General features: G+C 43.2%; 26 protein-coding genes. 16 read left to right on the top strand and 10 right to left on the bottom strand.

The window, feature by feature from the left end; all coding sequences use genetic code 11:
- Positions 1–46: 46 nt before the first annotated feature.
- Positions 47–259 (top strand): hypothetical protein, encoded by a 213-nt coding sequence (locus NEJAP_RS14435; protein ID WP_201347894.1) that lies wholly within the window; start codon positions 47–49, stop codon positions 257–259.
- Between the two features lie 454 nt (positions 260–713).
- Here the strand turns inward: NEJAP_RS14435 and NEJAP_RS14440 are convergent, their stop codons facing one another.
- Both NEJAP_RS14440 and NEJAP_RS14445 read right to left on the bottom strand, forming a co-directional pair.
- Positions 714–1121: a hypothetical protein gene (locus NEJAP_RS14440; protein ID WP_201347895.1), complete on the bottom strand. Its 408-nt coding sequence runs from the start codon at positions 1119–1121 to the stop codon at positions 714–716.
- Positions 1122–1233: 112 nt separating this feature from the next.
- Positions 1234–1560 (bottom strand): hypothetical protein, encoded by a 327-nt coding sequence (locus NEJAP_RS14445; RefSeq protein WP_201347896.1) that lies wholly within the window; start codon positions 1558–1560, stop codon positions 1234–1236.
- 404 nt (positions 1561–1964) lie between these two features.
- On the opposite strand from NEJAP_RS14445, the gene NEJAP_RS14450 reads away from it, so the two are divergent.
- From NEJAP_RS14450 to NEJAP_RS19495, 5 genes are all read left to right on the top strand, one after another.
- Entirely contained in the window at positions 1965–2960 is a 996-nt protein-coding gene (locus tag NEJAP_RS14450; RefSeq protein WP_201347897.1) for a GTP-binding protein, read from the top strand.
- Positions 2935–3321, top strand: coding sequence for a hypothetical protein (locus NEJAP_RS14455; RefSeq protein WP_201347898.1), 387 nt, complete (start codon positions 2935–2937; stop codon positions 3319–3321). The genes NEJAP_RS14450 and NEJAP_RS14455 overlap by 26 nt, the downstream gene beginning before the upstream one ends.
- A gap of 15 nt (positions 3322–3336) precedes the next feature.
- Entirely contained in the window at positions 3337–3864 is a 528-nt protein-coding gene (locus tag NEJAP_RS14460) for a DNA-deoxyinosine glycosylase (RefSeq protein ID WP_201347899.1), read from the top strand.
- Positions 3861–4322: a peptide-methionine (S)-S-oxide reductase MsrA gene (gene msrA / locus NEJAP_RS14465; RefSeq protein WP_201347900.1), complete on the top strand. Its 462-nt coding sequence runs from the start codon at positions 3861–3863 to the stop codon at positions 4320–4322. Before NEJAP_RS14460 ends, msrA begins: the two co-directional genes overlap by 4 nt.
- A gap of 148 nt (positions 4323–4470) precedes the next feature.
- The gene (locus tag NEJAP_RS19495) at positions 4471–4980 is read left to right on the top strand and encodes a type II secretion system protein (RefSeq protein ID WP_201347901.1); all 510 of its coding nucleotides are present in this window, start codon (positions 4471–4473) and stop codon (positions 4978–4980) included.
- Between the two features lie 31 nt (positions 4981–5011).
- Here the strand turns inward: NEJAP_RS19495 and NEJAP_RS14475 are convergent, their stop codons facing one another.
- Together NEJAP_RS14475 and NEJAP_RS14480 are read right to left on the bottom strand one after the other, a co-directional pair.
- On the bottom strand, positions 5012–5392 hold the full coding sequence (locus NEJAP_RS14475; protein ID WP_329610910.1) for a VOC family protein: 381 nt from the start codon (positions 5390–5392) through the stop codon (positions 5012–5014).
- 17 nt (positions 5393–5409) lie between these two features.
- Positions 5410–6441 carry a GlxA family transcriptional regulator gene (locus NEJAP_RS14480; protein WP_236590946.1) on the bottom strand — a complete coding sequence of 344 codons (1032 nt, stop codon included), beginning with the start codon at positions 6439–6441 and terminating at the stop codon, positions 5410–5412.
- A gap of 269 nt (positions 6442–6710) precedes the next feature.
- On the opposite strand from NEJAP_RS14480, the gene NEJAP_RS14485 reads away from it, so the two are divergent.
- Complete coding sequence (locus NEJAP_RS14485) at positions 6711–7940, top strand: aspartate aminotransferase family protein (protein WP_201347902.1); 1230 nt, start codon at positions 6711–6713, stop codon at positions 7938–7940.
- A gap of 279 nt (positions 7941–8219) precedes the next feature.
- On the opposite strand, the gene NEJAP_RS14490 is transcribed toward NEJAP_RS14485, so the two are convergent.
- Positions 8220–8396 carry a hypothetical protein gene (locus tag NEJAP_RS14490; RefSeq protein ID WP_090729403.1) on the bottom strand — a complete coding sequence of 59 codons (177 nt, stop codon included), beginning with the start codon at positions 8394–8396 and terminating at the stop codon, positions 8220–8222.
- A gap of 320 nt (positions 8397–8716) precedes the next feature.
- Here NEJAP_RS14490 and NEJAP_RS14495 point away from each other — a divergent pair, with 320 nt between their 5' ends.
- Positions 8717–8926 (top strand): cold-shock protein, encoded by a 210-nt coding sequence (locus tag NEJAP_RS14495; RefSeq protein WP_028468567.1) that lies wholly within the window; start codon positions 8717–8719, stop codon positions 8924–8926.
- A gap of 183 nt (positions 8927–9109) precedes the next feature.
- Here NEJAP_RS14495 and NEJAP_RS14500 read toward each other — a convergent pair whose 3' ends face one another.
- Positions 9110–9676: an elongation factor P-like protein YeiP gene (locus NEJAP_RS14500; RefSeq protein ID WP_201347903.1), complete on the bottom strand. Its 567-nt coding sequence runs from the start codon at positions 9674–9676 to the stop codon at positions 9110–9112.
- Between the two features lie 148 nt (positions 9677–9824).
- Between NEJAP_RS14500 and NEJAP_RS14505 the strand changes: the two genes are divergently transcribed.
- The 7 genes from NEJAP_RS14505 to NEJAP_RS14535 all read left to right on the top strand — a co-directional run bounded on the left by NEJAP_RS14505 (position 9825) and on the right by NEJAP_RS14535 (position 17497).
- Positions 9825–10460: a glutathione S-transferase family protein gene (locus tag NEJAP_RS14505; RefSeq protein ID WP_268927857.1), complete on the top strand. Its 636-nt coding sequence runs from the start codon at positions 9825–9827 to the stop codon at positions 10458–10460.
- 315 nt (positions 10461–10775) lie between these two features.
- Entirely contained in the window at positions 10776–12005 is a 1230-nt protein-coding gene (locus NEJAP_RS14510) for a hydrolase (protein ID WP_201347905.1), read from the top strand.
- Positions 12006–13019 (top strand): arginine N-succinyltransferase, encoded by a 1014-nt coding sequence (gene astA / locus NEJAP_RS14515; RefSeq protein WP_201347906.1) that lies wholly within the window; start codon positions 12006–12008, stop codon positions 13017–13019.
- 23 nt (positions 13020–13042) lie between these two features.
- Complete coding sequence (gene astA / locus NEJAP_RS14520; RefSeq protein WP_201347907.1) at positions 13043–14071, top strand: arginine N-succinyltransferase; 1029 nt, start codon at positions 13043–13045, stop codon at positions 14069–14071.
- 1 nt (position 14072) lies between these two features.
- Complete coding sequence (astD, locus tag NEJAP_RS14525) at positions 14073–15542, top strand: succinylglutamate-semialdehyde dehydrogenase (protein ID WP_201347908.1); 1470 nt, start codon at positions 14073–14075, stop codon at positions 15540–15542.
- Between the two features lie 17 nt (positions 15543–15559).
- Positions 15560–16906, top strand: coding sequence for an N-succinylarginine dihydrolase (astB, locus tag NEJAP_RS14530; protein WP_201347909.1), 1347 nt, complete (start codon positions 15560–15562; stop codon positions 16904–16906).
- A gap of 258 nt (positions 16907–17164) precedes the next feature.
- Complete coding sequence (locus NEJAP_RS14535) at positions 17165–17497, top strand: TfoX/Sxy family protein (protein ID WP_201350649.1); 333 nt, start codon at positions 17165–17167, stop codon at positions 17495–17497.
- A gap of 75 nt (positions 17498–17572) precedes the next feature.
- Here NEJAP_RS14535 and NEJAP_RS14540 read toward each other — a convergent pair whose 3' ends face one another.
- The 4 genes from NEJAP_RS14540 to NEJAP_RS14555 all read right to left on the bottom strand — a co-directional run bounded on the left by NEJAP_RS14540 (position 17573) and on the right by NEJAP_RS14555 (position 20551).
- Positions 17573–18067, bottom strand: coding sequence for an Lrp/AsnC family transcriptional regulator (locus NEJAP_RS14540; protein WP_201347910.1), 495 nt, complete (start codon positions 18065–18067; stop codon positions 17573–17575).
- A gap of 153 nt (positions 18068–18220) precedes the next feature.
- A complete protein-coding gene (gene hisI, locus NEJAP_RS14545) occupies positions 18221–18628 on the bottom strand; it encodes a phosphoribosyl-AMP cyclohydrolase (protein ID WP_201347911.1) in 408 nt (135 codons plus the stop codon).
- Positions 18629–18668: 40 nt separating this feature from the next.
- On the bottom strand, positions 18669–19574 hold the full coding sequence (folE2, locus tag NEJAP_RS14550; RefSeq protein WP_201347912.1) for a GTP cyclohydrolase FolE2: 906 nt from the start codon (positions 19572–19574) through the stop codon (positions 18669–18671).
- A 95-nt stretch (positions 19575–19669) separates the two neighbouring features.
- Positions 19670–20551, bottom strand: coding sequence for a LysR family transcriptional regulator (locus NEJAP_RS14555; RefSeq protein ID WP_201347913.1), 882 nt, complete (start codon positions 20549–20551; stop codon positions 19670–19672).
- A 131-nt stretch (positions 20552–20682) separates the two neighbouring features.
- Here NEJAP_RS14555 and metE point away from each other — a divergent pair, with 131 nt between their 5' ends.
- On the top strand, positions 20683–22983 hold the full coding sequence (metE, locus tag NEJAP_RS14560) for a 5-methyltetrahydropteroyltriglutamate--homocysteine S-methyltransferase (RefSeq protein ID WP_201347914.1): 2301 nt from the start codon (positions 20683–20685) through the stop codon (positions 22981–22983).
- Positions 22984–23183 lie beyond the last annotated feature (200 nt).

Raw genomic sequence — 23183 nt, forward strand, 5'->3', positions numbered from 1 at the left:
TGCTGCTTATTAAAATAATTAGCAGACTTTTTTATTGAGAAAAGAAATGAAATCTCTAGGTAGTTTAATCGCTCTGTTGATGGGCGTAGGGTTAATAGTAAGTGGAATAATAACTTTGTATACGGGTGAGTACCTTGATGGAAAATACTCGAAAGCAGCAGAGATTGGAGATATGAAGCACATAATTGGCTTTGGCCAAATTGGCATGGGTATTTATATTTTGAGTGCTATTAAAGATTATTTAAAAGGAGGAAAATAACAAAAGACCTAAGTACGTCATATATTTAGTTCGCTAAGATTTTGTAAGATAGTCTCTTGGTGAAAAAATAAAAAGGAATACCTAGAATAATCATCCAAAAATATTCTACTTTATAAAAAAATATCACCCAGAATCCAATCATAAAACCTATAATCAAAATATAATCAAAATATAATCAAGAAAATATATTTTTTTAAATTTAAGAGTCGAACCAAAATCCTTAATTATTATAAATACAACAAATGGCAAAGAACCGCCATATACTAAAGCTGTTTGATACCATTCTTCATATATAGAGCGTATACATAATATAGTAGATAGGAAAAGCATTGAAACCAGCGCATGAAACTTTTGCTTTTTTTTTAAGATCTTTTGGGGTCATATTACTCACTACTTGCACCATTTTTTATCTGAAAAAGTTCCAACCGTACTAAGTCTATTATAAACAGTAAATTCACATACCATCACGGGTGACAGCTATAGATCTAGAGTCAATATCAATTTTTTTCACTTTTAGCACAATACGTTTATTAAAATAGTATCTCTTGTAACCATCTTGAAACAAATCATTTCGTGGTATTTTCACTGGCCTGATAAAAAAATCTAATACAAATCCTGTTCCCATATAAATATTGTCTTCATCAACTTTAGTCTCTATATTGCCAGTGCTGTACCATTTTCCACATACGCTATAAACAAATCGACACGTTCGATCTTGAGGCCATTTGGCTGCTTTATACTCTGAAACTGAACATGCATAATTTTGACGTAACCCTTTCCAAAAGGAGGATCTAGCAAATAATAAACCAAAAATATTATAAACAAATAAACAAAACAACATAAAACCAATTAAAAATTCCATTACTCCCTTCCTTTTTGTTCAACGGCGTATCAACAGACTAGTTTTCACTTAAAAAGTATAAGTCTGAGTTATAGCTCTCTAATTATTTATTGTAGGTATTCAAAGATAGTAATTAAAACTCATCCTTAAGCCCATTTTTAAATCGTGTCCACTTCGTATCAACAATCATGCTGCCTTTGTATTGAACCATCCAGTAAAGATCATCCCTCTTCCAGACAAATCTCCAGCTTGAGCAGTAGCTCGATTTCTTTATTTTGATATATTTACAGGTTCTTTCGCTTCTTATATCCATATCTGGGCTTCCCCATGCATGGATGATTCGGTTTACGCTTGTGCCAGGTTGTGCAAGCTGTCCATCAGGTAGACGAATGATGGCCGATGAAGCGAATGTGTTCAGTGAGAGTGCTGATAGAACTATAGCGGTGATTGTGCTTTTCATTACATGCATCCTTGCTATGCGGATTTCCCTGCTTATTTCCGATACCGGCGCTCCCTGATCTTCTGGGCTATTAGGCATCCGTTTGTAGATATCTACTCAGGCCAGAAAAGTCTTGGGGCTTCGCACTCTCGTTAGTCTCCTCATTCACTAAAGCTATCAATATTTATCTAGCTTGTTTTAGTGGCAACTGACAACAAAGATTACAACGGCTTGGAATAAAATAACACGACTTTACCCAATGCTCTATTGGCGGCTAATGGCACGAGTTTCAAACTATAGGCTATAATTCAGTGTCAGTTCACCCATTTTCCCGATAATGTCTGCTTTATTTAGTGGGCTGTTCACATAATCTAATGCTTGGTCTCAAGCCCAAAGCTTAGAAATGGAATTTAACAAGGAGTTTCATGAAGTCATATAAAGTGCTTTTTGTTGGTTCTCCTGGTTCGGGAAAAACCACCGCCATCAGAACCATTAGCGATGTGGAGGTAGTCGACACTGATACCAAGGTGTCTGATTCAACGATAAAGCGCAAAAGAACAACAACCGTAGGCATGGATTACGGCAAGCTTTCACTCGGTGAAGACAAGGTGCTTCACCTCTATGGGACCCCTGGACAAGAACGTTTTAAATTCATGTGGGATCTCATGGTTAGCGATTTAGCTAATGATGCATCCGCACTGATTTTACTTGTGGATAACACGCGAAATTATCCGTTTCGTGATATCGATTATTACCTCAGCGAGTTTTGGGATTTCATCGTTAAACGGCATTTTATTATTGCTGTTACTCGCTCAGATTTATCTGCCGAGCCCACAGAGGCCGATTACCAAAACCGCTTAAAAGAAAAAGGCATCTTTGCACCCATTATTTTTATTGATGCCCGCAAATCAATGGATGTTATGGATCTCGTCGTCTCTGCACTGAACCAAGAAGATGATATAGATTGGGCCGAGATCTCACATAGAGTTGCCGTTACCGAACTTAAAAACCGCAACCCTGATCCAAACTCACCTCAATTTGAGTGGCTTAGAAAAACCCGAGACGTTCCAAAAATCTCGATAATAGAAGCCGCTATGCAAGTACGTGGCATTAGTGGTGCTACTCATCTAGACAACAATCAAAAACTGCTAGATACATCAAGTAGTACGTTAGAATGCAATGAACTATTCTCTTCTTTAGCTAAGCTAGCTGCCGCTATTGAGAGTAAAGCACCACAGCTAGAGCAAGTGCGCAACATTTCTTTACACGCACCGCAAAAGGATTCTATTTCAGTGTTTCTAGAGCCAGACCAAGCTTTAGGGTTATTGACACTACCAGCGCTCACGCATAAACAAATCCGTCAGCAAGCGGAAGACCTGCTGCAATGGAGCGACAATGTCGAAAATACTCAAGAAGCTTGAGGGTATGGCTGGAACAGATTCCAGCGCGATCATGAGCAACAAACGTCCGATTGCTTCAACTTTCGACAAGGATGAAGCCGTCATCCTAAAACTCGCTCAACAAGCTTTTACTCATATATTCAAGCAAGCTGACAAAGCAGATGCATTAAAGCCAGCGGATAGTGAGAATATACAGGCATATGATGAAGCTCACTTACAGCTAGGACAGCGCCGATTATTATGCTTTCGCATTGAGGAGAATACATTTTATATTTGTATACTCCCGCAAAACAGTGACATCCACAAAGCCCAAAAAATCATTCGTGGGGCTTTAGCTATCCTCAAAAAAATTGCAGACACGTCAACCGTACCAACACCTTAGGATTAAACAAGCATCGTGCCTACACCTGTCATCAGCTTTCATTCAATTGCCCCACCCGATGCTCAATTACTAATTTTAGGCTCAATACCCGGTGTTAAGTCGCTTCAGGAGCAGCAATACTACGCGCACCCTCGTAATAGCTTCTGGAAAATAATGAGTGAATTATGGGCACTCCCACATGAGCTGAGTTACCAATCACGCCTTTCAAAGATTCAAACTCACGGTATCGCGCTTTGGGATGTTGCTCAGCAATGTATTAGACCTGGCAGCCTGGATAGTAAAATTGATCAACACAGCGTTATACCCAATGCAATACCCGCGCTTTTAACAGAGCATCCACAAATTCATACTATTTGTTTTAATGGTCAAGCTGCGGCCAAACTATTTAAGCAGCACTTCCCTGATTTGCTCGCAGTGCCTCATATAACCTACATTACTCTCCCCTCAACCAGCCCCGCTCACGCATCAATGATATTTGCAGACAAGCTCAAAGCATGGCATATAGTGAAGGAGAGTATTGAAAGCAAAGGGAATATCATATGAATCAGTTAGCTACTTTTGCTGCTGGGTGTTTTTGGACGGCTGAGGAAAAATTCTCCTCACTAGATGGTATACAAGAGACCATTGTCGGCTATATGGGAGGCACCGTAAGAGAACCTACCTATCAAGACGTATGTAATCATACAACGGGGCATGCAGAAGTTGTTCAAATTACTTATGACCCAGAAAAAATAAGTTACGAGCAACTACTCAGTACATTTTGGGAAATACACAACCCAATATCAAACAATCAATTAGAGCAAGACAAAAGCCCACAACACCGCTCTATTATCTTTTTTCACAGTGATAATCAGAAGATTGAAGCAGAACAAAGCAAACGCCTAATGGAAGAAAGCAGAGCATCATCTATCATTAGCAAAATAATACCAGTCACTACGTTTTGGAATGCAGAGGAAGAACACCAACAGTACTTAGCCAAGCACAGTATCAAAAACGAATAACTTGAATACAATTACTTTTATACGCACAACTCCTCGTTTACCCTTATTCACGATAAGAGCACTTAAAAACAAGGCACTATTTCGTTTCAAATACCCCAAACCTGTTCTATCATATTAATATTTATTTCTTGATAATCAGGTACTAAGAATGAAACAAGGTGGTTTCACACTGATAGAGCTAGTCACTGTTATTGCCTTATTGGGAATTCTATCTGCAGTTGCCCTACCAAGGTTTATTGATGTAACAGATGACGCAAGAGAAGCTGTTAGTAGCGCAACACTCGGCTCATTTAACACATCACTCTCTTTAGCAAGAAGCGCATGGTTTGCCAAAGGTGCAAACCTTACCTCTCTGACGATGGATGGCACTACCTATGACTATTCTGCTCAAGGCTGGCCAACAGGCTCAATATTAAACTCTGCAGGCTGCAGTGAAGTGTGGCGAGATTTGCTGCAAAGCGCGCCCTCAATAGGGGAATGGGGCAGTATTACGATAGGAGACACTGACTGGATTTCATTCGGAAATACCAACCTTTGCCTTTTTCTACAACCTCAAGGCAACACAATTAATGCTGCTATTGATCCATACATTATCTATTACTTTACAAATGTAGGCACCCTCTCTGCTGGTACCGTTACAACTGTAAATTTCCCTTAAGCGCTTCTCCTACGAAAAGAGAAAAATCACTCTAAAGATAGTTAGAGACTTCAATTAGATTCATGTCTGGGTCGCGAAAATACAACGACATAATAGGGCCCAGTGCTCCCGTGCGCCTAACCGGTCCTTCAAGCACTTCAACATTGCAATTTTGTAAATGAATAACCGCCTCTGACAGCGGCGCTTCAATAATAAAGCACAAATCAGCACTGCCCACCTGAACCATTCCAGCTTTAGGTTCAAACTCACGTCCAGATTCATGTAAATTTATTTTCTGATCACCAAAAGAAAGCGCAATACGTCCCGTAGAAAAAAGCTCTTTTTTCATACCTAAGACACGTTGATAAAAATCTACACTGATTTCGACATTTTGGACCGTCAATACCAAGTGATCCAATCTGTTAACTATCATAAAGACCACCTCGAATATTAACTCATCAGGGAAGAGCGCCCCAAAGAGCTCGAATCAGGGCTGTCTGATTCTCTTTTTCGCTCCTCTCGCGGTGTTACACCATAGTGATTACGGTAGGCTGTACTAAAGTAAGATGCGCTGGAAAACCCACAGGCCAAGCCTATTTGCAAAATAGTTTTATCGCTTTGGCGTAACAACTGTCGGGCATGCTCAAGTCGCAAATCTAAATAGTATTTTGATGGGACTGTTTGCAAATGCTTTTTAAAAAGCCGCTCCAGATGCCGTCGTGACACCCCCACATGATGAGCTAAATCATCTGTCGACAGTGGCTCTTCAATGTTCATCTCCATTAATGTAACCGCTTCTATCAACTTCGGCTGGCTGGCACCAATACGGGCTTTTAGTGGAATACGCTGCTGCTCCTCTGACGTTCGCATTCGCTCATAAACAAACTGTTCAGATATCGAAGCAGCAAGTTCCATTCCATGCTCTTTAGCAATAAGAAACAACATCATATCCATTGCAGCGGTACCACCACTGCAGGTATAGCGAGCGCCATCGATCTCAAAAAGATTGTTAGTGACCAGCGTATTAGGGAACTCTTCTTTAAGGCTTGCAATATCCCACCAATGAATAGTGGCACGGTAATTATTTAAGAGCCCTGCGCAGGCAAGCAAATATGAGCCTGTACCCACGCCACCTAATGCCATACTACTGCGGCTTTGGCGACGCAACCAACCAATCACGGCCTCATTCCCTGTTCTTGCGATAGGGCTTGCTCCGCAAACAAAAACAGCATCCAACGCAGGGATCTCATTGAGACTACAATCAACTAAAAGCTCGACGCCTAAGCTGCTCGCAACTGCCTCCCCGTCATGACTAACCAATACCGTTTCATAATGCTCCCCACCACCAACCCAGTTTGCCATCCGCAACGGTTCTATTGCCGACGAGAAAGCAATCAGTGAAAAATTAGGCAGCAATAAAAAACCAAACCTTTTAGGCCCCGTTGTTTTTTTATCTTGCGTACCTTGATTCCATATTGCCAAAGGGTCTGCCTCTACATAAGCTTATTAGTCATGAAGTCCGGGACTCACAATAATGATCTTTACGGTCTAATTCCTTATCCTTTTAGCTAAATGTCAGCTTAGCGCAACTTCATGTCGCACTACAGAAATTAAAGGCCTGTTTTAAAAAACGTTTTTTCCTGATACTGAATATAGACAATACAACAGTTTTTTATTAGCTAACAATAATCCTGATTTATGGCTGACCGGACGCCTAAATAAGATCCGTATTAATAAGAGGAAAAACACCCATGTCACAACAACCCGTTAATCGCGCACTTTTTGATGAAGTAATGGTTCCAAACTACAACCCTCAACAGATGGTACCGGTACGCGGCCGCGGTTCACGAGTATGGGATCAAGAAGATAATGAATATATCGACTTTGCTGGCGGTATCGCCGTTAATGCTCTTGGGCATGCGCACCCAGAACTAGTCTCTACCTTAAAAGAGCAGGCCAACTCACTTTGGCACCTGAGTAACACCTTCACCAATGAACCGGCGTTACGTTTGGCACAAAGACTGACGGATGCAACATTTGCCGACAAAGTGTTTTTCTGTAATTCAGGAGCTGAAGCAAACGAAGCCGCGTTTAAACTTGCTCGTAAATATTCATACGACAACTTCGGCCCAGAGAAACACGAGATCATCGCATTTTATCAAGGCTTTCACGGGCGTACGCTCTTTACTGTTTCTGTTGGTGGACAAGCCAAATATCGCGAAGGCTTTGAGCCTGCACCAGGCGGGATAACACATGTAGCATTTAACGACTTAGAAGCATTAAAAGCCGCTATTTCTGATAAGACCTGCGCAGTAGTGATGGAGCCAATCCAAGGTGAAGGCGGTGTAATTCCTGCTGACCCTGAGTTCATGAAAGGTGTGCGTGAACTTTGTGACCAGCACAATGCATTACTTGTTCTAGATGAGATACAAACAGGTGTAGGACGTACAGGACAGCTTTATGCCTACATGGGTATGGGCGTAAAGCCTGATATTTTAACCAGCGCAAAAGCACTGGGCGGCGGCTTCCCTATTGGCGCAATGCTCACCACTGATAAAGTAGCGCCTAGTTTTGGCTTTGGCACTCACGGTAGTACCTATGGCGGCAATCCATTAGCATGTGCTGTTGCTGACAAGGCATTAGAACTCATCAACCAACCTGAGCTATTACGCAATGTGGCACATAAACGTGCTGTATTTATAGAAGAGTTAGAAAAAATTAATGCGAGACACGAAATTTTCAAAGAGATTCGTGGAGACGGCTTATTGATAGGAGTTGAACTTATCGACAGCATGCATGGTAAAGCGGCAGCATTTTTAGCTAAAGCACGCGAAGAAGGCTTAATGATCTTAATGGCAGGCCCCAATGTGTTGCGTATGACACCTTCATTGATTATCCCTGATGAAGATATCCGTGACGGCATGAAGCTATTAGATAGCGCCATTGCAAAAGTTGTTGCGGCTGAAAAAGCGGTAGCTTAACGCTCAATTCTAAGGTCGATAGTTACTTAATAACACTCTGACCTATCCAAGCAAGCTCATACTCTGTATGGGCTTTTTTTGTTTTGCTCATAGCTAAAAACACTCTGCTAGATTTAGCCGAGTTAAACAAGCTGTTTTTTTTACACTCCAGTTATAGAGGATGTATAGATAAGAATTAAAACAGAAGGGATATTTTCAAGAGGTAATGAGAGGATAAAGGTACGGGCCGCACGCCATTGGAGATAAAGCTTCTTTAGAAGCGTAACGAGCCCATCATTATTACTTGTCTGCAGGTTTTCCTAAAACAATTTGACGAGGTCCGGCAAGATTCTGCTGCCCGGTAACACCGCTAGCGATTTGCTGAATCTGACCACCAGCCCGAAGGAAAGCAGCTGTTTGTTCTTCAATAGAGTCATGTGTTTCTGTTGCTGCTTTTTTCTTAGGCTTGGCTGCCATAGTAGAGAGTCCTGTTGAAATTATATGTATAACGAGTATATCAGTTTTACACACAATAAGCTTTGGCCAAACTCGTGCAGAAGAACATAGTCGCTTTTTGTGGTGTGATTTGCCCTCAATTTAATTGCTTGTAAGTTGCTTGTATCTATAACACTAGTTGTGTATTGTGAAACTAATGTGGTTGATTTAGTAGCCCTTAAATTTTTTCCTTATGGGGATTTTTTAACGGTGATTTTAATTAATTGCATGCAAGAATAACCGGCTTTGAAGACATGATGTTTTCCCGGTTTTTAACTTACTTTTTATGAGAAATATTGAATATGTCCGACAAGCAGACGGGAACAGTTAAGTGGTTCAACGATGAGAAAGGTTTTGGTTTCATTGAGCGTGAAAATGGCAAAGATCTTTTTGCTCACTTCCGTTCGATCATCGGAGAAGGCCGCAAAACTCTTCACGAAGGACAGACTGTTCGTTTCGTAGAAGTACAGGGCGAAAAAGGCCCACAAGCTGACCAGATCGAAGCTGTATAAAGAACTTCTTCGGCATTGTTCAATAACTTAGGTTATATAACAGTGCTGAGGCTATATTGAGAGCAGTAAATTAACATTACTGCTTTCAATTTGCTGATCTGAGTAAAGCCCGAAAAGCCTGCATTTATGTAGGCTTTCGTCGTTCTAGGGCTCAACGATATGAATTAACTCTTACCGCCAACATCAAGCACGCGAAACAAATTTCCCCGTTTCCGTATTAACCTTTATTTGCTCACCTTCTTTTATATATTCTGGCACCTGTAACTCATACCCATTAACACATTTTGCAGGCTTGGTTCTCCCCGTAACGCTGGCAGCTTGTGCTCCTGGCATGCACTGCGCAACCAACAACTCCACCATTATTGGTATTTCAATTGCAATCAACTGCTCATCTACCAACATGCCATTAATTCCGACCAAACCATCACTGAGAAAAGGTAACTGCTCGCTAACCGTCTCTTTATCTACGCTATATTGGCTATAATCCTCCTGATCCATAAAGGTATAAATATTATCTTCTCGATAGAGTAATGATACTTGACGCCTTTCAAGAGCCACGGAAGTAACAACATCATCTCCGATGAACGTTTCTTCACGCTTACCGCCCTGAGGCAACTGATTAAAGCGGACTTTATACAGTGTCTGAGCACCTCTGGATGATGGACTACGCACATCAATATGTAGAACTCGATATAGCGTTCCACTGATATCTACGACATGACCTTTTCGAAGCTCTGAAGCTCTCGGCATAATTATAACCAGCTCATAAAAAACTGTTATTGTAGGGGAACAAAAGCATACTGCACAGACCGAAGAACCAGTAACCAGGTATACACAAGCCAGGAAAAATTTTTTTATATCTCATATTTACTAATAGGAAATCGACAGGAGACAACTTATCTATACACTTTATTGGGATCGCGGCGGCGCTAATATGGCGACTCATGCTCTTTTAGAAGAACTTGGTGTTGACTACCAGCTTGTAGAGATTGACCTCGCTCTCCAAATGCAAAAAACACCTGAATACCTAGCCATTAATCCAAATGGAAAGGTACCGACCCTACTGCATAATGACAATATCGTTTATGAATCAGCTGCCATCCTTATATACCTACTAGACCAACATCCTGAATCGAATCTAGCCCCTGTTACAACATCACCTCAGCGAGGCCGCTATTACCAATCACTCCTATGGATGTCGAATACACTGCAAGAAGCGGCTAACCGCTGGGCACATCCAGAGCAGTATTGTGATAACCAAGCAGGCCAAGACTCCCTAAAAGCAAAAGCATCTCAAGTGCTTGAGCATTGCTGGAAGGTTATAGAGAAAGACTTAGACAAAGCAGGCCCTTGGATACTCGGAGACACTTTAAGCGGTGCTGACTTTCATTTATTCATGATTGCCTACTGGAGCAGGCGTTACGAGAGCCGGGCACAAGATTTCCCAAAGCTTCAGCAACTACTGAGAAACCTTCTAACACGTAGTTCTATTCAAGCAATGCTGAAACAAGAAGACCTCTCTTTTGATCTCTGAGGGATAATAAAAACACTGTAAACACCAAACGCCACTGCTGTTAATCAGCCACCCGATACTGTTTCACCTCCTTATTCTTATATGAACTCTACAGCAGTAACCGCCCTTTCATTCCTTACATCTGCTCTACACTTCACAGCGTTTGTAGTCATTTTCTACACATCATCCTTTAGATTTACTGGCGAGTTTCTTTGCCATACAGCCTTATTAAAAAAGTGAATATCCCTTTAAAAATCTGAAAATTAGGTCGCATACTCAACAGATTCTTTTAAAGTTTTCACCAATAATGGTCAAATCAGATAAAAGGACTCACGCATGGCTCACGATTACGCACAATGGCTGGATTGGCTCGACTCACAACAAGATGAAATGCTACATAAGACCATTGAACTCGCCCTCATTAACTCTGGCTCACTCAATACTGCTGGCGTGAATCGTGTTCGTGAGAAACTAGCTCAATACTTTGGCACCCTTGGTGGGGAAGCCGAAGTTATTCCGGTTAACCCTTTTGAGTTCGTTAATGCTGCCGGAGAGGTATCCCAAGCACCATTAGGAGATGCTCTGCGCATTAGAAAACGTCCTGAAGCACCACTTCAGATTTTTTTCTGCGGCCATATGGATACGGTGTTCCCTGCTGATTCCCCTTTTCAAGATATTACTTGGCTAGATGACAATACGCTCAACGGCCCTGGTGTCGCTGATTTAAAAGGCGGCTTAATCGTGATGCTCAAAGCTATCGAAGCATTGGAGCGCAGCCCATGGGCAAATAATATTGGCTGGGAGATTCTATTCAACCCAGATGAAGAGATAGGCTCACCAGGTTCTGCTCCCTTAATTGCTGATGCAGCAACGCGTGTTGACCTCGGTATGATCTACGAGCCTTGTATGCCTGACGGGACACTCGCCGGTGCTCGTAAAGGTAGCGGTAATTTCAGTATTGTTGTACGTGGAAGAGCGGCCCATGCAGGACGTGAACATCACCTTGGACGCAATGCGATCCGAGCTATGTGTGATTTCATATCAAGCTTAGATGAACTCAATGGACAACGGGAAGGCGTAACAATTAACCCCGGTTTTATTGAAGGCGGCGGTGCCGTCAATGTGGTTCCGGACCTATGCTTGTCACGTTTCAATATACGCTTAGAGCGTCCAGAAGATGAAGCATGGTGCACACACCACATAGAACAACTGCTAATAGACCTCAACCAACGCGACGGTATTAATGCCACACTGCACGGCGGCTTTGGTCGCAAGCCAAAAGTTCTCAGTGGCGCTAACCAAAAACTCTTTGAACTCGCTAAAGAGTGCGGTGCAGATTTAGGCATGCGCATTAATTGGGTTGCTACTGGCGGTTGTTGTGATGGTAACAACTTGGCAGCAGCAGGTATTCCTAATATCGATACCTTGGGTGTTCAGGGCGGAAACATCCATTCGAGTGATGAATATATGTTTGCAAGTAGCTTATCTGAGCGCGCCCGCTTGAGCGCCTTGATATTAATGAAGCTAGCTAACTCTGATGACCTTAGCTGGCTGAAGGAGCAATAGATGCTGTTAATCCGCCCTCTGACATTTGCTGATCTACAAGGCTTAGAACGTTTAGCGGTTATTTCTGGTGGCCGCATGACAACATTGCCAGCCAATCGTGATCATCTAAATGAGCTAATCAACCGTACTCGACAGTCATTACGTAAAGAGGTAACTCAATACTCTGATGAGAGTTACCACTTTGTCTTGGAAGACCAAACCAATGGTGAAATAGTTGGCGTATGTGGCATTGATGCCAGCGTGGGTATAAATACACCCTTTTATAGTTACCGCGTTGACGAAGTCGTACATGCCTCTAGCGAATTACAGATCCACAATCGTATTCCTGCGCTGCACTTGTGCCAAGATTACACAGGTTCAGCTAGGCTCTGCACATTGTTTCTTGATAAGGATCATCGTACTAAAGAGAACCTAAACTTACTCTCCCGCTCACGCATGTTGTTCATGGCCCAACACCCTGAACGTTTTGCAAACAAGTTAATTGCCGAACTACAAGGCGTTGCTGACAGTGCCAACCGCTCTCCTTTTTGGGAATGTCTGGGCCGGCACTTTTTCAATATGGATTTCACTAAAGCGAACTACCTCACCGGCATTAACTCTAAAGGCTTTATTGCTGATCTCATGCCTCATTACCCAGTGTATGTGCCGTTGCTCAGTGATGAAGCACAAGCATCATTAGGACAACCTCGCCCAGATATGATTGATGTTAAAAACCTCTTGGAAGAGGAGGGTTTTAATTACCGACGCTATGTCGATATTTTTGATGCAGGCCCAACACTCGAGGCCCGCACTCAAGATATCCGCACGATGACTCAAAGCAAAAAATGCACTATCAACATTGGTAGTGGCTCGTCATCAGAGAAACAAGTCAACGTATTAATTAGCAATACAGAGCGGGAAAACTTTCGTTGCTTAATAGTAAAACTTGACCCTCAGCAACCCGAAATAGCGGCTGAAGTAGCGAGCTTATTGCACCTCAACAATGGCGATAATATTCGCATTATTAGCCTTTAACCCGCACAGGAGATGGTTTAGTTATGATGGTAGTCCGCCCTATTCAGGCAAATGATCATGAGGCACTGCGCGAGCTAGGACGCAAAACTGGGCCAGGCTTCACATCATTACAAGATAATGATGAGCAAGTCGCCACAAAGCTTGAGGCTGGCTTGGCTGCATTTACGGCAGGGAGCGTCCCTGTCGAAGCTCTCTATCTGTTTGTGATGGAAGACACTGAAACGCAAGAAGTTGTTGGTATCTGTGGCATAGAGTCAGCCGTAGGCTTATCTGATCCTTGGTATAATTACAGAGTCGGTACTCTCGTACATGCCTCACGAGAACTGGATGTCTATAATCAAATTAGCACGCTGACAATTACCAACGACCATACAGGCTACTCTGAGCTGTGTACGCTATTTCTAACGCCAGAAGCGCGTCATAGCAAGCAAGGCTCACTGCTATCTAAATCTCGCTTTATGTTTTTGGCAGAATTTCCACAACGCTTTAACGAGCACCTCATTGCCGAGATGCGTGGTTACTCAGATGAGAGTGGCGTATCTCCTTTTTGGGAAGGTCTAGGGCGACATTTCTTTTCTCTGGATTTTGCAGAAGCCGATAAGATCTCTTCAATGGACAAAGTTTTCATTGCGGAGCTAATGCCAAAAAACACCATTTATACGAATCTTTTATCCAAAGGTGCACAAGACTCCATTGGTAAAACCCATGAAGCGACTACACCAGCACGTCGACTTTTAGAAAATGAAGGGCTGCGATACACAGGCTATATCGATATTTTTGATGGTGGCCCAACGCTTGAAGCACGTGTTAACGATATTCGTGCAATCCAAGAAAGCCAATACGTAAAAGTTCATATCGCTGACATCCCACCCGATGGCGAAACATACCTGATTAGCACTACTGAGTTTTCACAGTTTCGCTGTTGTATGTCACCTATCAGCCGTGCTGGTAAAAACGTAATAACTATAACGCCCGACGTGGCCTCTGCACTGAATGTTATTGAGAGCTCCACCGTTCGCATTGTTCCGCTGTCCTCAGGAAGGAGATTTTAATATGAGCACATCACTTTTTATCAATGGTCAATGGCTAGCAGGCCAAGGCATAAGCATTAATTCAGTTAATCCGGCTAACGGAGAAACTATCTGGTCTGGCTCTTCTGCTAATCCCGAACAAGTGATCTCTGCTGTCGCAGCCGCTCGTGCCGCAAGTACTGAATGGGCAAACCTAAGTTTTGATAAGCGCTGCGAACAAGTACGCCGTTACGCAGAACAACTTAGCGAAAATAAAATGCTATTGGCTCGCACCATTGCAGAAGAAACCGGCAAACCATTTTGGGAAACCCAAACTGAAGCCGCCGCTGTCATTGGTAAAGTAGAAATTTCTATCAAGGCAGCCCTTGAGCGTACCGGAGAGCGCAGTAGTGATATGGCGGGAGCAACAGCTGTACTGCGCCACAAACCACACGGCGTGGTGGCTATTTTTGGCCCCTATAATTTCCCCGCACATTTACCCAATGGCCATATTGTTCCAGCGTTACTGGCAGGCAACACTGTTGTTTTCAAGCCAAGTGAACTCACCCCAAAAGTTGCCGAACTGATGGTATCTCTATGGGAGAAATCAGGTTTACCTAACGGTGTAATCAACCTAGTTCAAGGGGAAAAGGAAACAGGTATCGCGCTAGCAGCCAATCCTGAAATTGACGGCCTTTTCTTCACTGGTAGCTCTCGTACTGGTCACCTACTACATGAGCAATTTGCAGGCCATCCAGGTAAAATTTTAGCTCTTGAAATGGGTGGCAACAATCCCCTCATCATTGACGAAATCAGTGATATTAAAGCCGCCGTACACGAAACCATCCAATCAGCGTATATCACCTCTGGGCAACGCTGCACTTGCGCACGCCGCTTATTTGTACCGCTGAACGACACAGGGGATCAGTTCCTAGAGCAGCTAAAAGCCGCCGTCAGCCAAATTAAAGTGGGTGGCCAGTTTGATGAACCAGCCCCCTTCATGGGCAGTCTGATCTCTGAAGCAGCTGCCGATGGTATGGTTGCAGCACAGCAACAACTGCTTGATATGGGCGCGACATCTTTGCTTAAACTAGAAAAACTCAAAGCAGGTACTGGTTTGGTTTCTCCAGGATTAATTGATGTTACTGACGTTACAGACATGCCAGATGAAGAGCACTTTGGCCCCTTGTTAAAAGTTATTCGCTACACAGACTTTGATGATGCTATCCGTCAAGCCAATGCTACTCAGTTTGGTTTATCTGCGGGCCTATTCAGCGACAACCAAGCCAATTTCGATCACTTTTACCGACATATTCGTGCCGGTATCGTGAACTGGAACAAACAGTTAACAGGTGCCAGTAGTGCTGCACCTTTTGGTGGAATCGGCGCCAGTGGTAACCACCGAGCAAGTGCTTACTATGCCGCAGATTATTGTGCTTATCCGGTTGCAGGCATTGAGGCAGAACAATTATCGATGCCAGCCACACTATCCCCTGGCCTAACACTCAACTAAGCCGCTTGGAGATTGAGATGACATCCACTAGAAACGCGGTAGAAGCTAATTTTGATGGGCTGGTTGGCCCTACTCACAACTACGCAGGTCTGTCATTTGGTAATGTTGCTTCACAGAGCCACTCTGCGCAAGCATCAAATCCCAAACAAGCAGCACTGCAGGGTTTAGCCAAAATGAAGGCCCTGCACGATGCTGGCATGACTCAGGGTGTACTTGCACCGCAAGAGCGCCCTGACCTTAATACACTACGCCGCCTTGGCTTTACCGGCAGCGATGCTAATGTTCTGCAAGCCGCCGGTAAACAAGCGCCTAAAATTTTGGCAGCGTGCTGCTCAGCTTCTAGCATGTGGACTGCCAATGCTGCCACCGTTTCGCCCAGTGCCGATACGGCTGATGGCAAAGTACATTTCACACCCGCAAACCTAACCAATAAATTCCATCGATCGATTGAGCATGAAGTAACAGGGCGAATCCTTAAAGCGACTTTCAGTGATGAACGTTATTTTGCTCATCACCAAGCATTGCCAGGTGTTGAGCATTTCGGCGATGAAGGTGCCGCAAATCATACACGCTTCTGTCATGAGTATGGTCAAGCCGGTGTTGAATTCTTTGTCTATGGTCGTTATGCATTTGATAGCAGAAAACCCGCACCAACTCGCTACCCTGCCCGCCATACCTACGAGGCATCTGAAGCCGTAGCTCGTTTACACGGCTTGCAAGATAAAGGGGTAGTTTATGCACAACAAAACCCGGATGTGATTGATAAAGGCGTATTTCATAACGATGTTATCGCTGTAGGCAACCGCAACCTCATGTTCTGCCATCAGGAAGCATTCCTAAATCAGCACGAAGTACTTAAGCAGCTTACGGCGTCAATGAACAACCAGTTCAATGTTATCGAAGTCCCAAGTGCACGTGTTTCTGTTGAGGATGCTGTAAAAAGCTACCTATTTAACAGTCAATTACTTTCAATCGATGGTAAAACTGTGATTGTTATTCCTGAAGAATGCCAAAAAACACCAGCCGTTTGGGACTACCTAACTGAGTTGCGTGACGGTAACTCAGTGATCAATGAATTAAAAGTCTTCGACCTAAAACAAAGCATGAGCAATGGTGGCGGGCCAGCATGCTTGCGTTTGCGTGTCGTGTTGAATGAGCAGGAGCAAACTGCCTGCAATCCAAACACACTGATGAGTGAAGCACTTTATAGCCGCTTAACTCAATGGGTTAATTTGCATTATCGCGACCGTATATCTGAGATCGACTTAGCAGACCCTCAGTTGTTGTTAGAATCCCGCAGTGCTCTTGATGAGCTCACTCAAATACTCAGCCTCGGCTCTGTTTATCCCTTCCAGCAAACCTAATGCTGTAAAGGCCTCTTTATTAATTACCGCTCTTCTGTCCCGGGTGAAAGCCCGGTTTTTTTATTCACCCTCAAACCACTATCCATCAATACCACGCCCACAAGGTGTTCTAAAAAGTCCCACTAAATACATACGAAAGATTTAGACTAGCTCTTTAATGCTTAGCTGAATACTTAATGGCTTTTCTAAAACCAACGCGCGTCACAATAAGATATGATGACATACATAAACACAAACAACGCATACTTTTAACTGAATATAAAAACGCTAAAAGACCCCCAAGGTTTAGGCCCTAAGTCCGAGAGCATGCTTAAAGATGCGGGGATTAACTCAATAGAGGCACTGCTCTCTTTAGGCGCTATACGAGCTTTTATTCAAGTCAGCAAAACGAGTAAGAACAAACCTAGTTTAAATCTTTTATATGCACTGGCCGGCGCGCTAGAAGACAAGCATTGGCTCACCATTGCCAAGCAACAAAAGTCACAACTGATTATGCAATTAGATGATTTTCAAGAGCTAGAAAAGCTTTTTGAAGATGATAAAACAATAGAAAGTACCGGTAAGAGCGTGCGTGAAAGCACGTATGGCTAGCCCTAAATGACTGATCGGGATATCCGTTATTGCCGCAATAAGCGAAGCATAAAACAACAGATAAGGAGAAGCCAGTTACGCTTTAACAGACTTTATCTCATCTAATAATTGCGTTAATGGATAGCCCTTAAAAGGCTTACCCGTTTCCAAAACAACATGACTACTGATATTAACCTGACCAGGCAACAGATCCAGTAAACGGTCATTAATAGCATTATAACGCTGCATATCAGGTGCGATGATACGTAAAAAGAAATCAAATGCGCCACTCACGGTATAACACTCCACCACTTCTGGGATGTCATCTGCGGCATGACGGAATAGCTTAAAGGCTTCAGTACTTTGGTCTTTTAAACTGACTGTTGCGATAACCGTCACACTGCGACATAAAGAAGGCAGGTCTAAAACAGCCATATAGGCATCAATTAAGCCCTCCTCTTCCAGCTTTTTAACACGATTTAAGCAAGAACTAGGAGATAAACCAACACGATCAGCTAAATCTTGATTAGTAATACGTGCACTTTGCTGTAGCACCGAAAGAATCTTCCGATTAATACGATCAAGAGTCATGAGCTAGCCTAGTTCTTCTTATTGATGCTGGAGATACAGACCATGATAGCGGCTAGTTAAGGGATATTCACTAATTAGTATTACTGAGCCTTTGAATGCCAATGCAAGGATTGAGTGAGTACTAATGGATACTTAGCTCACTCAATACATACGTCATTGTGGCATGCTGATAACTTGTACTCGCCCCTTGTGAATAGCGTTGTAGAAACAATTTGGTCGGCCGGTGTGGCAAGCAGGCCCTTGCTGCTCAATAAGCAATAAAATAGCATCCCCATCACAATCTAAACGAGCTTCGATCAAGCGTTGGTTATGGCCGCTAGTTTCACCTTTACGCCATAACTTCTGGCGTGAACGAGACCAATAACACACCCTATTTGTTGCAAGCGTTTCTTCAAGTGCGGTACGGTTCATCCAGGCCAACATCAGCACTTCACCAGTGTCATGCTGTTGAGCAATAGCTGCAACTAAACCATCACTATTCCATGGTATAGCATCCAGCACAGCAGCTAATGAACGAGTTTGACCTATCTCAGCCTGTTCCAATTGCAACCAAATATTCATCGATTAAGCCCAGCCATGAGTGCCTCAATTCTGTACTTGATCATTTCTGGTTCCCCCAATTCCAGGCACTTTCAGCAACAGCATCATGAGCATGCAGGCTTTCCATATGCGCAATACGCAAATGAAAACCTTGAACACAGATTTCCTCTAGTAAAGCTTGATGAATGCGGCGAGCAGCATCTTCACAGAACATGGTATTTTGTCCATTAGCCAAAGCAAACGCCTGCTCATCAACTCGCTTCACTGCTGTTTGCAGCGCAGTTCCAAGGGCTGATTCAACGCGTTCAAGCAGTACAAGCAAGGGAAATTCTTTATTATATTGCTCAGCTAAATGTACTGTCAGCGTAGCTGTACTACGCTGGCTATGGGGGGTCGCCACAATACCTTGTGAACTTCCGAGCCAGTCGTGCAACTCTGCATGCTGCAAATCTTTTCCAGCAAAATCCTTATTAAATTGTTTTTGTATCAACTGACGAGCAAGCGCCGCTGAACAAGGGCATGTTGAAGAATAACCAATATCTAACTTCACGGTTATGCGGGTTTCTTGACCACTGCGAATTGCGTTCACTTCAAAGGGATAAGCCTTCCAGCCAGCAAGTTGACTCAGCAATGCCGGGCGTTTAAATAATACGTCACCTTTAATACTTAGATGTGCAGTTGTGGATAAATCGGAATGACTATCGAGAAAACAATCAAGCACCTCATTAAGTAGCGGGACGGTTAACTCTTGATCTTCAAGTGCTTCTAATGCCAAGTAGAGGCGTGACATATGAATACCCCGAGCCTTTGACTTGTCAAGACTGACACCGGCATCTACATATGCATTTAACGGCTGCCCAGCGAGCCTAATTGGTAAAGCAATTCCTTGCATACCAACCAACTTAAGCGGGGTGTCTTGATAAGAATTAAGCTGGCTGGCAACATCAGGTAATGCGAGGGAATTCATTTAAAATACAACCTTTTATATAAACGTTATAACATAACATTTATATAAAACTTGCCTTACTTTGTCAATAACATGCATTGGTACGTGGATGCTTTTCAGCACCTTGACTTTGCTAATTCAATGAAGGATGCCAAGTAATCAGTTTGTAAATCGGTAGAGCGCTGCCCCAGAAAAATCTGTTTTTGCATACCCTTGCCTAAACGCACCGGCGTAATCGGCATACGACTTTGATACTCCGCTACCAACCATCTAGGCAAGGCGGCAACGCCTCGCCCAGCAGCGACCATTTGCAGCATAATATCCGTGGTTTCTATGGTTTTATGCTTCTTTGGACTGCAACTAGCCGGGAGTAAAAACTGACTAAAGATATCTAAGCGTTGTGGCTCTACAGGATAAGTAATTAAGACTTCAGAGATTAACTGCTCTGGGCTTATCATTTTTTGTTTTGCTAAAGGATGCGTATCAGCCACCACCAATACTTGTTCATAATCAAATACGGGTTCATAAGTCAGTCCGGTACGAAATAACGGATCAGGTGTTACCAGCAAATCTATTTCATACGCATATAAAGCGCCAATACCGCCAAACTGAAAGCGTTGCTTAACATCAACATCCACATCAGGCCAAGCCGCTAAATAGGGACTGACCACCTTCAGCAACCATTGATAACAAGGGTGGCATTCCATCCCAATGCGCAACCTTCCTCGCTGACCGCTGGCAATCTCACTGACGACTTCTTCGGCTAATTCTAACTGCGGCAAAATACGTTCCGCTAATTTAAGTAAATACAAGCCAGACTGCGTCAAGCGGAGCTGCCTTCCGTCTTTCTGCCACAGAGCTGTGCCCAACCTTTGCTCTAGCTTTTTAATGCTATGACTTAATGCAGGCTGTGTAACACAGAGAAACTCTGCCGCCGCCGTCAATGAACCCTGCTGATCTACTGCTCTTAAAATTGCTAAATGGTTACGCTCTAGCATTTGCCAACTCACACGCCAATACATGAATGAAATTTATGGATAGATAAAATAATAGCATTATTTTTTATAATCCACGATCTCTACTATGGATAACAGAATGCAAAGTTACTGATTAAAAAGGAAAAATCATCATGGCCATCACACACAATTTAGGCTTCCCGCGTATCGGCGCACAACGAGAACTAAAGTTTGCACAAGAAAAATACTGGCGGGGAGAAATAGACTCAACAGAGCTAGCAACATGCGGGAAACAGCTTCGCAGCAAACACTGGCAACAACAGTCGCCATTAGACTTTCTGCCTGTAGGAGACTTCTCTTTCTACGACCAAGTACTCGATATGAGCTTTGCGCTTGGCAACATCCCTTCCCGAGCAGTTAACCAAAACAATGCTAATAACACCGAACTGGATACTTATTTTCGTGTTGCCCGCGGCCGTTCCAGTAAGGATACCGACAACAGCTGTATTCACGCTGGTGAAATGACTAAATGGTTTGATACTAACTATCATTATATTGTGCCTGAATTCACACAAGATTCGACTTTTAGTCTTCACTCAGAAAAACTACTCCTGCAGATATCTGAAGCTAAAAGTCATGGCGCTAATGTTAAACCTGTTATTATTGGCCCCGTGACTTATCTCCACCTTGGTAAAGAGAAAGACACCTCGAACAAACTCGCACTGCTCGATCGTTTATTACCGGTTTATCAGCAACTATTAGCTGAACTTGCTAATGCGGGCGTTGAATGGGTTCAAGTCGATGAGCCAATTTTAGTCACGGAACTAGATCAAGAATGGAAACAGGCACTAGAACACAGCTATCAGTTTTTAAAAAATAGCCCGGTAAAACTACTCTTGGCCACTTACTTCGGCCCATTGCAAGACAACCTAGCAGTCATCAGCCAGTTGCCCGTATCCGGTGTTCACCTAGATGCTATTAATGCCAAGCATGAAGTAGCGGATCTAATTAAAAGCTTACCTGCTAGCAGCGTTGTTTCTTTAGGCGTTATCAACGGCCGTAATATCTGGAAAACAGATCTAAGCACCACTCTTAATTGGTTAGAGCCTATCGCCAATGAATTACAAGAACGCTTATGGATCGCACCGTCGTGTTCACTACTTCACGTACCTGTTGATTTAGAATCAGAAGAACAACTCGACCCTGAAATTAAATCATGGCTGGCTTTTGCTCACCAAAAACTCGATGAATTAACGACATTACAAACGGCACTGAACGAAGGTAGAAACAAAGTTTCTTCAGAATTAGAAGCAAATCAAACAGCCATTAACAGCCGACACCAATCAACACGCGTTAACAACCCTGTCGTACAGCAAGCGGTTGCCAACATCACACCATCGCTAGGGCAACGTCAAAGCAACTTTAATACGCGTAGTAAGCTTCAAAAAGAGCACATCAAGCTACCACTTTATCCAACCACAAGCATTGGCTCCTTCCCTCAAACAGCGCAAATTCGTGCCGCTCGCCTACGCTACAAAAAAGACCAAATCAGCGAATCTGACTACACACTACTGATGCAACAAGAGATTCAATACGCTGTAGACCAGCAAGAAGCTCTGGGGCTGGATGTCCTAGTGCATGGTGAAGCCGAACGTAATGATATGGTGGAGTACTTTGGTGAACAGCTTCAAGGATATGCTTTCAGTCAATTCGGCTGGGTACAGTCTTATGGTTCTCGCTGTGTAAAACCACCCATTCTATTTGGTGATATAAGCAGGCCAAAAGCCATGACTGTTAAGTGGACTCAGTATGCCCAGTCATTAACAGAGAAACCCATGAAAGGTATGCTAACCGGACCTGTTACCATACTTAACTGGTCATTTGTAAGAGATGATCAACCACGCTCACTCTCTTGCTACCAGTTAGCACTAGCGATACGCGAAGAAGTTCAGGACCTTGAAAAAGCCGGTGTAAACATCATTCAAATTGATGAAGCAGCACTACGTGAAGGGCTTCCTTTACGTCAATCCCAATGGCAAGAGTACTTGCAATGGGCCATTGAGAGTTTTCGTATCAGTGCCAACGGTGTCGAGGATAATACTCAGATCCATACTCACATGTGTTATTCCGAGTTTAACGACATTATCTCCGCCATTGCCGATATGGACGCGGATGTTATTACGATTGAAACATCACGCTCAGATATGGAATTACTAGATGTATTTGATCATTTCAACTACCCCAATGACATTGGACCAGGTGTATATGATATCCATACACCGAACACGCCAACACAGGCCCACATAGTTGAATTAATAGAGAAAGCAGCTCAACGAATTCCTGCTGAACGTCTTTGGATAAACCCCGACTGTGGTTTAAAAACTCGACAGTGGGAAGAGGTAATTCCGGCTTTGCAAAACATGGTGTCGGCAGCACAAACATTGCGCCAACAAAAATTAAAAGCCGCAAGTTGATAGATATAGATTAAAAGACCAATAAAAAGCGGCGCCTTTATTTAAAAAGGAGGCCGCTTTTATTGTCTATCGGTTAAAAGAGAAGCAAATTACATCTGTGATTGGAGGTAACTCTCTAATCCAATCATCTTAATAAGACGTAATTGCTGTGCAAGCCAATAAGCATGGTCAACCTCGGTATCTTCCAGTAGTTTCTCAAG

Source organism: Neptunomonas japonica JAMM 1380 (assembly GCF_016592555.1).
Lineage (GTDB): Bacteria > Pseudomonadota > Gammaproteobacteria > Pseudomonadales > Balneatricaceae > Neptunomonas > Neptunomonas japonica_A.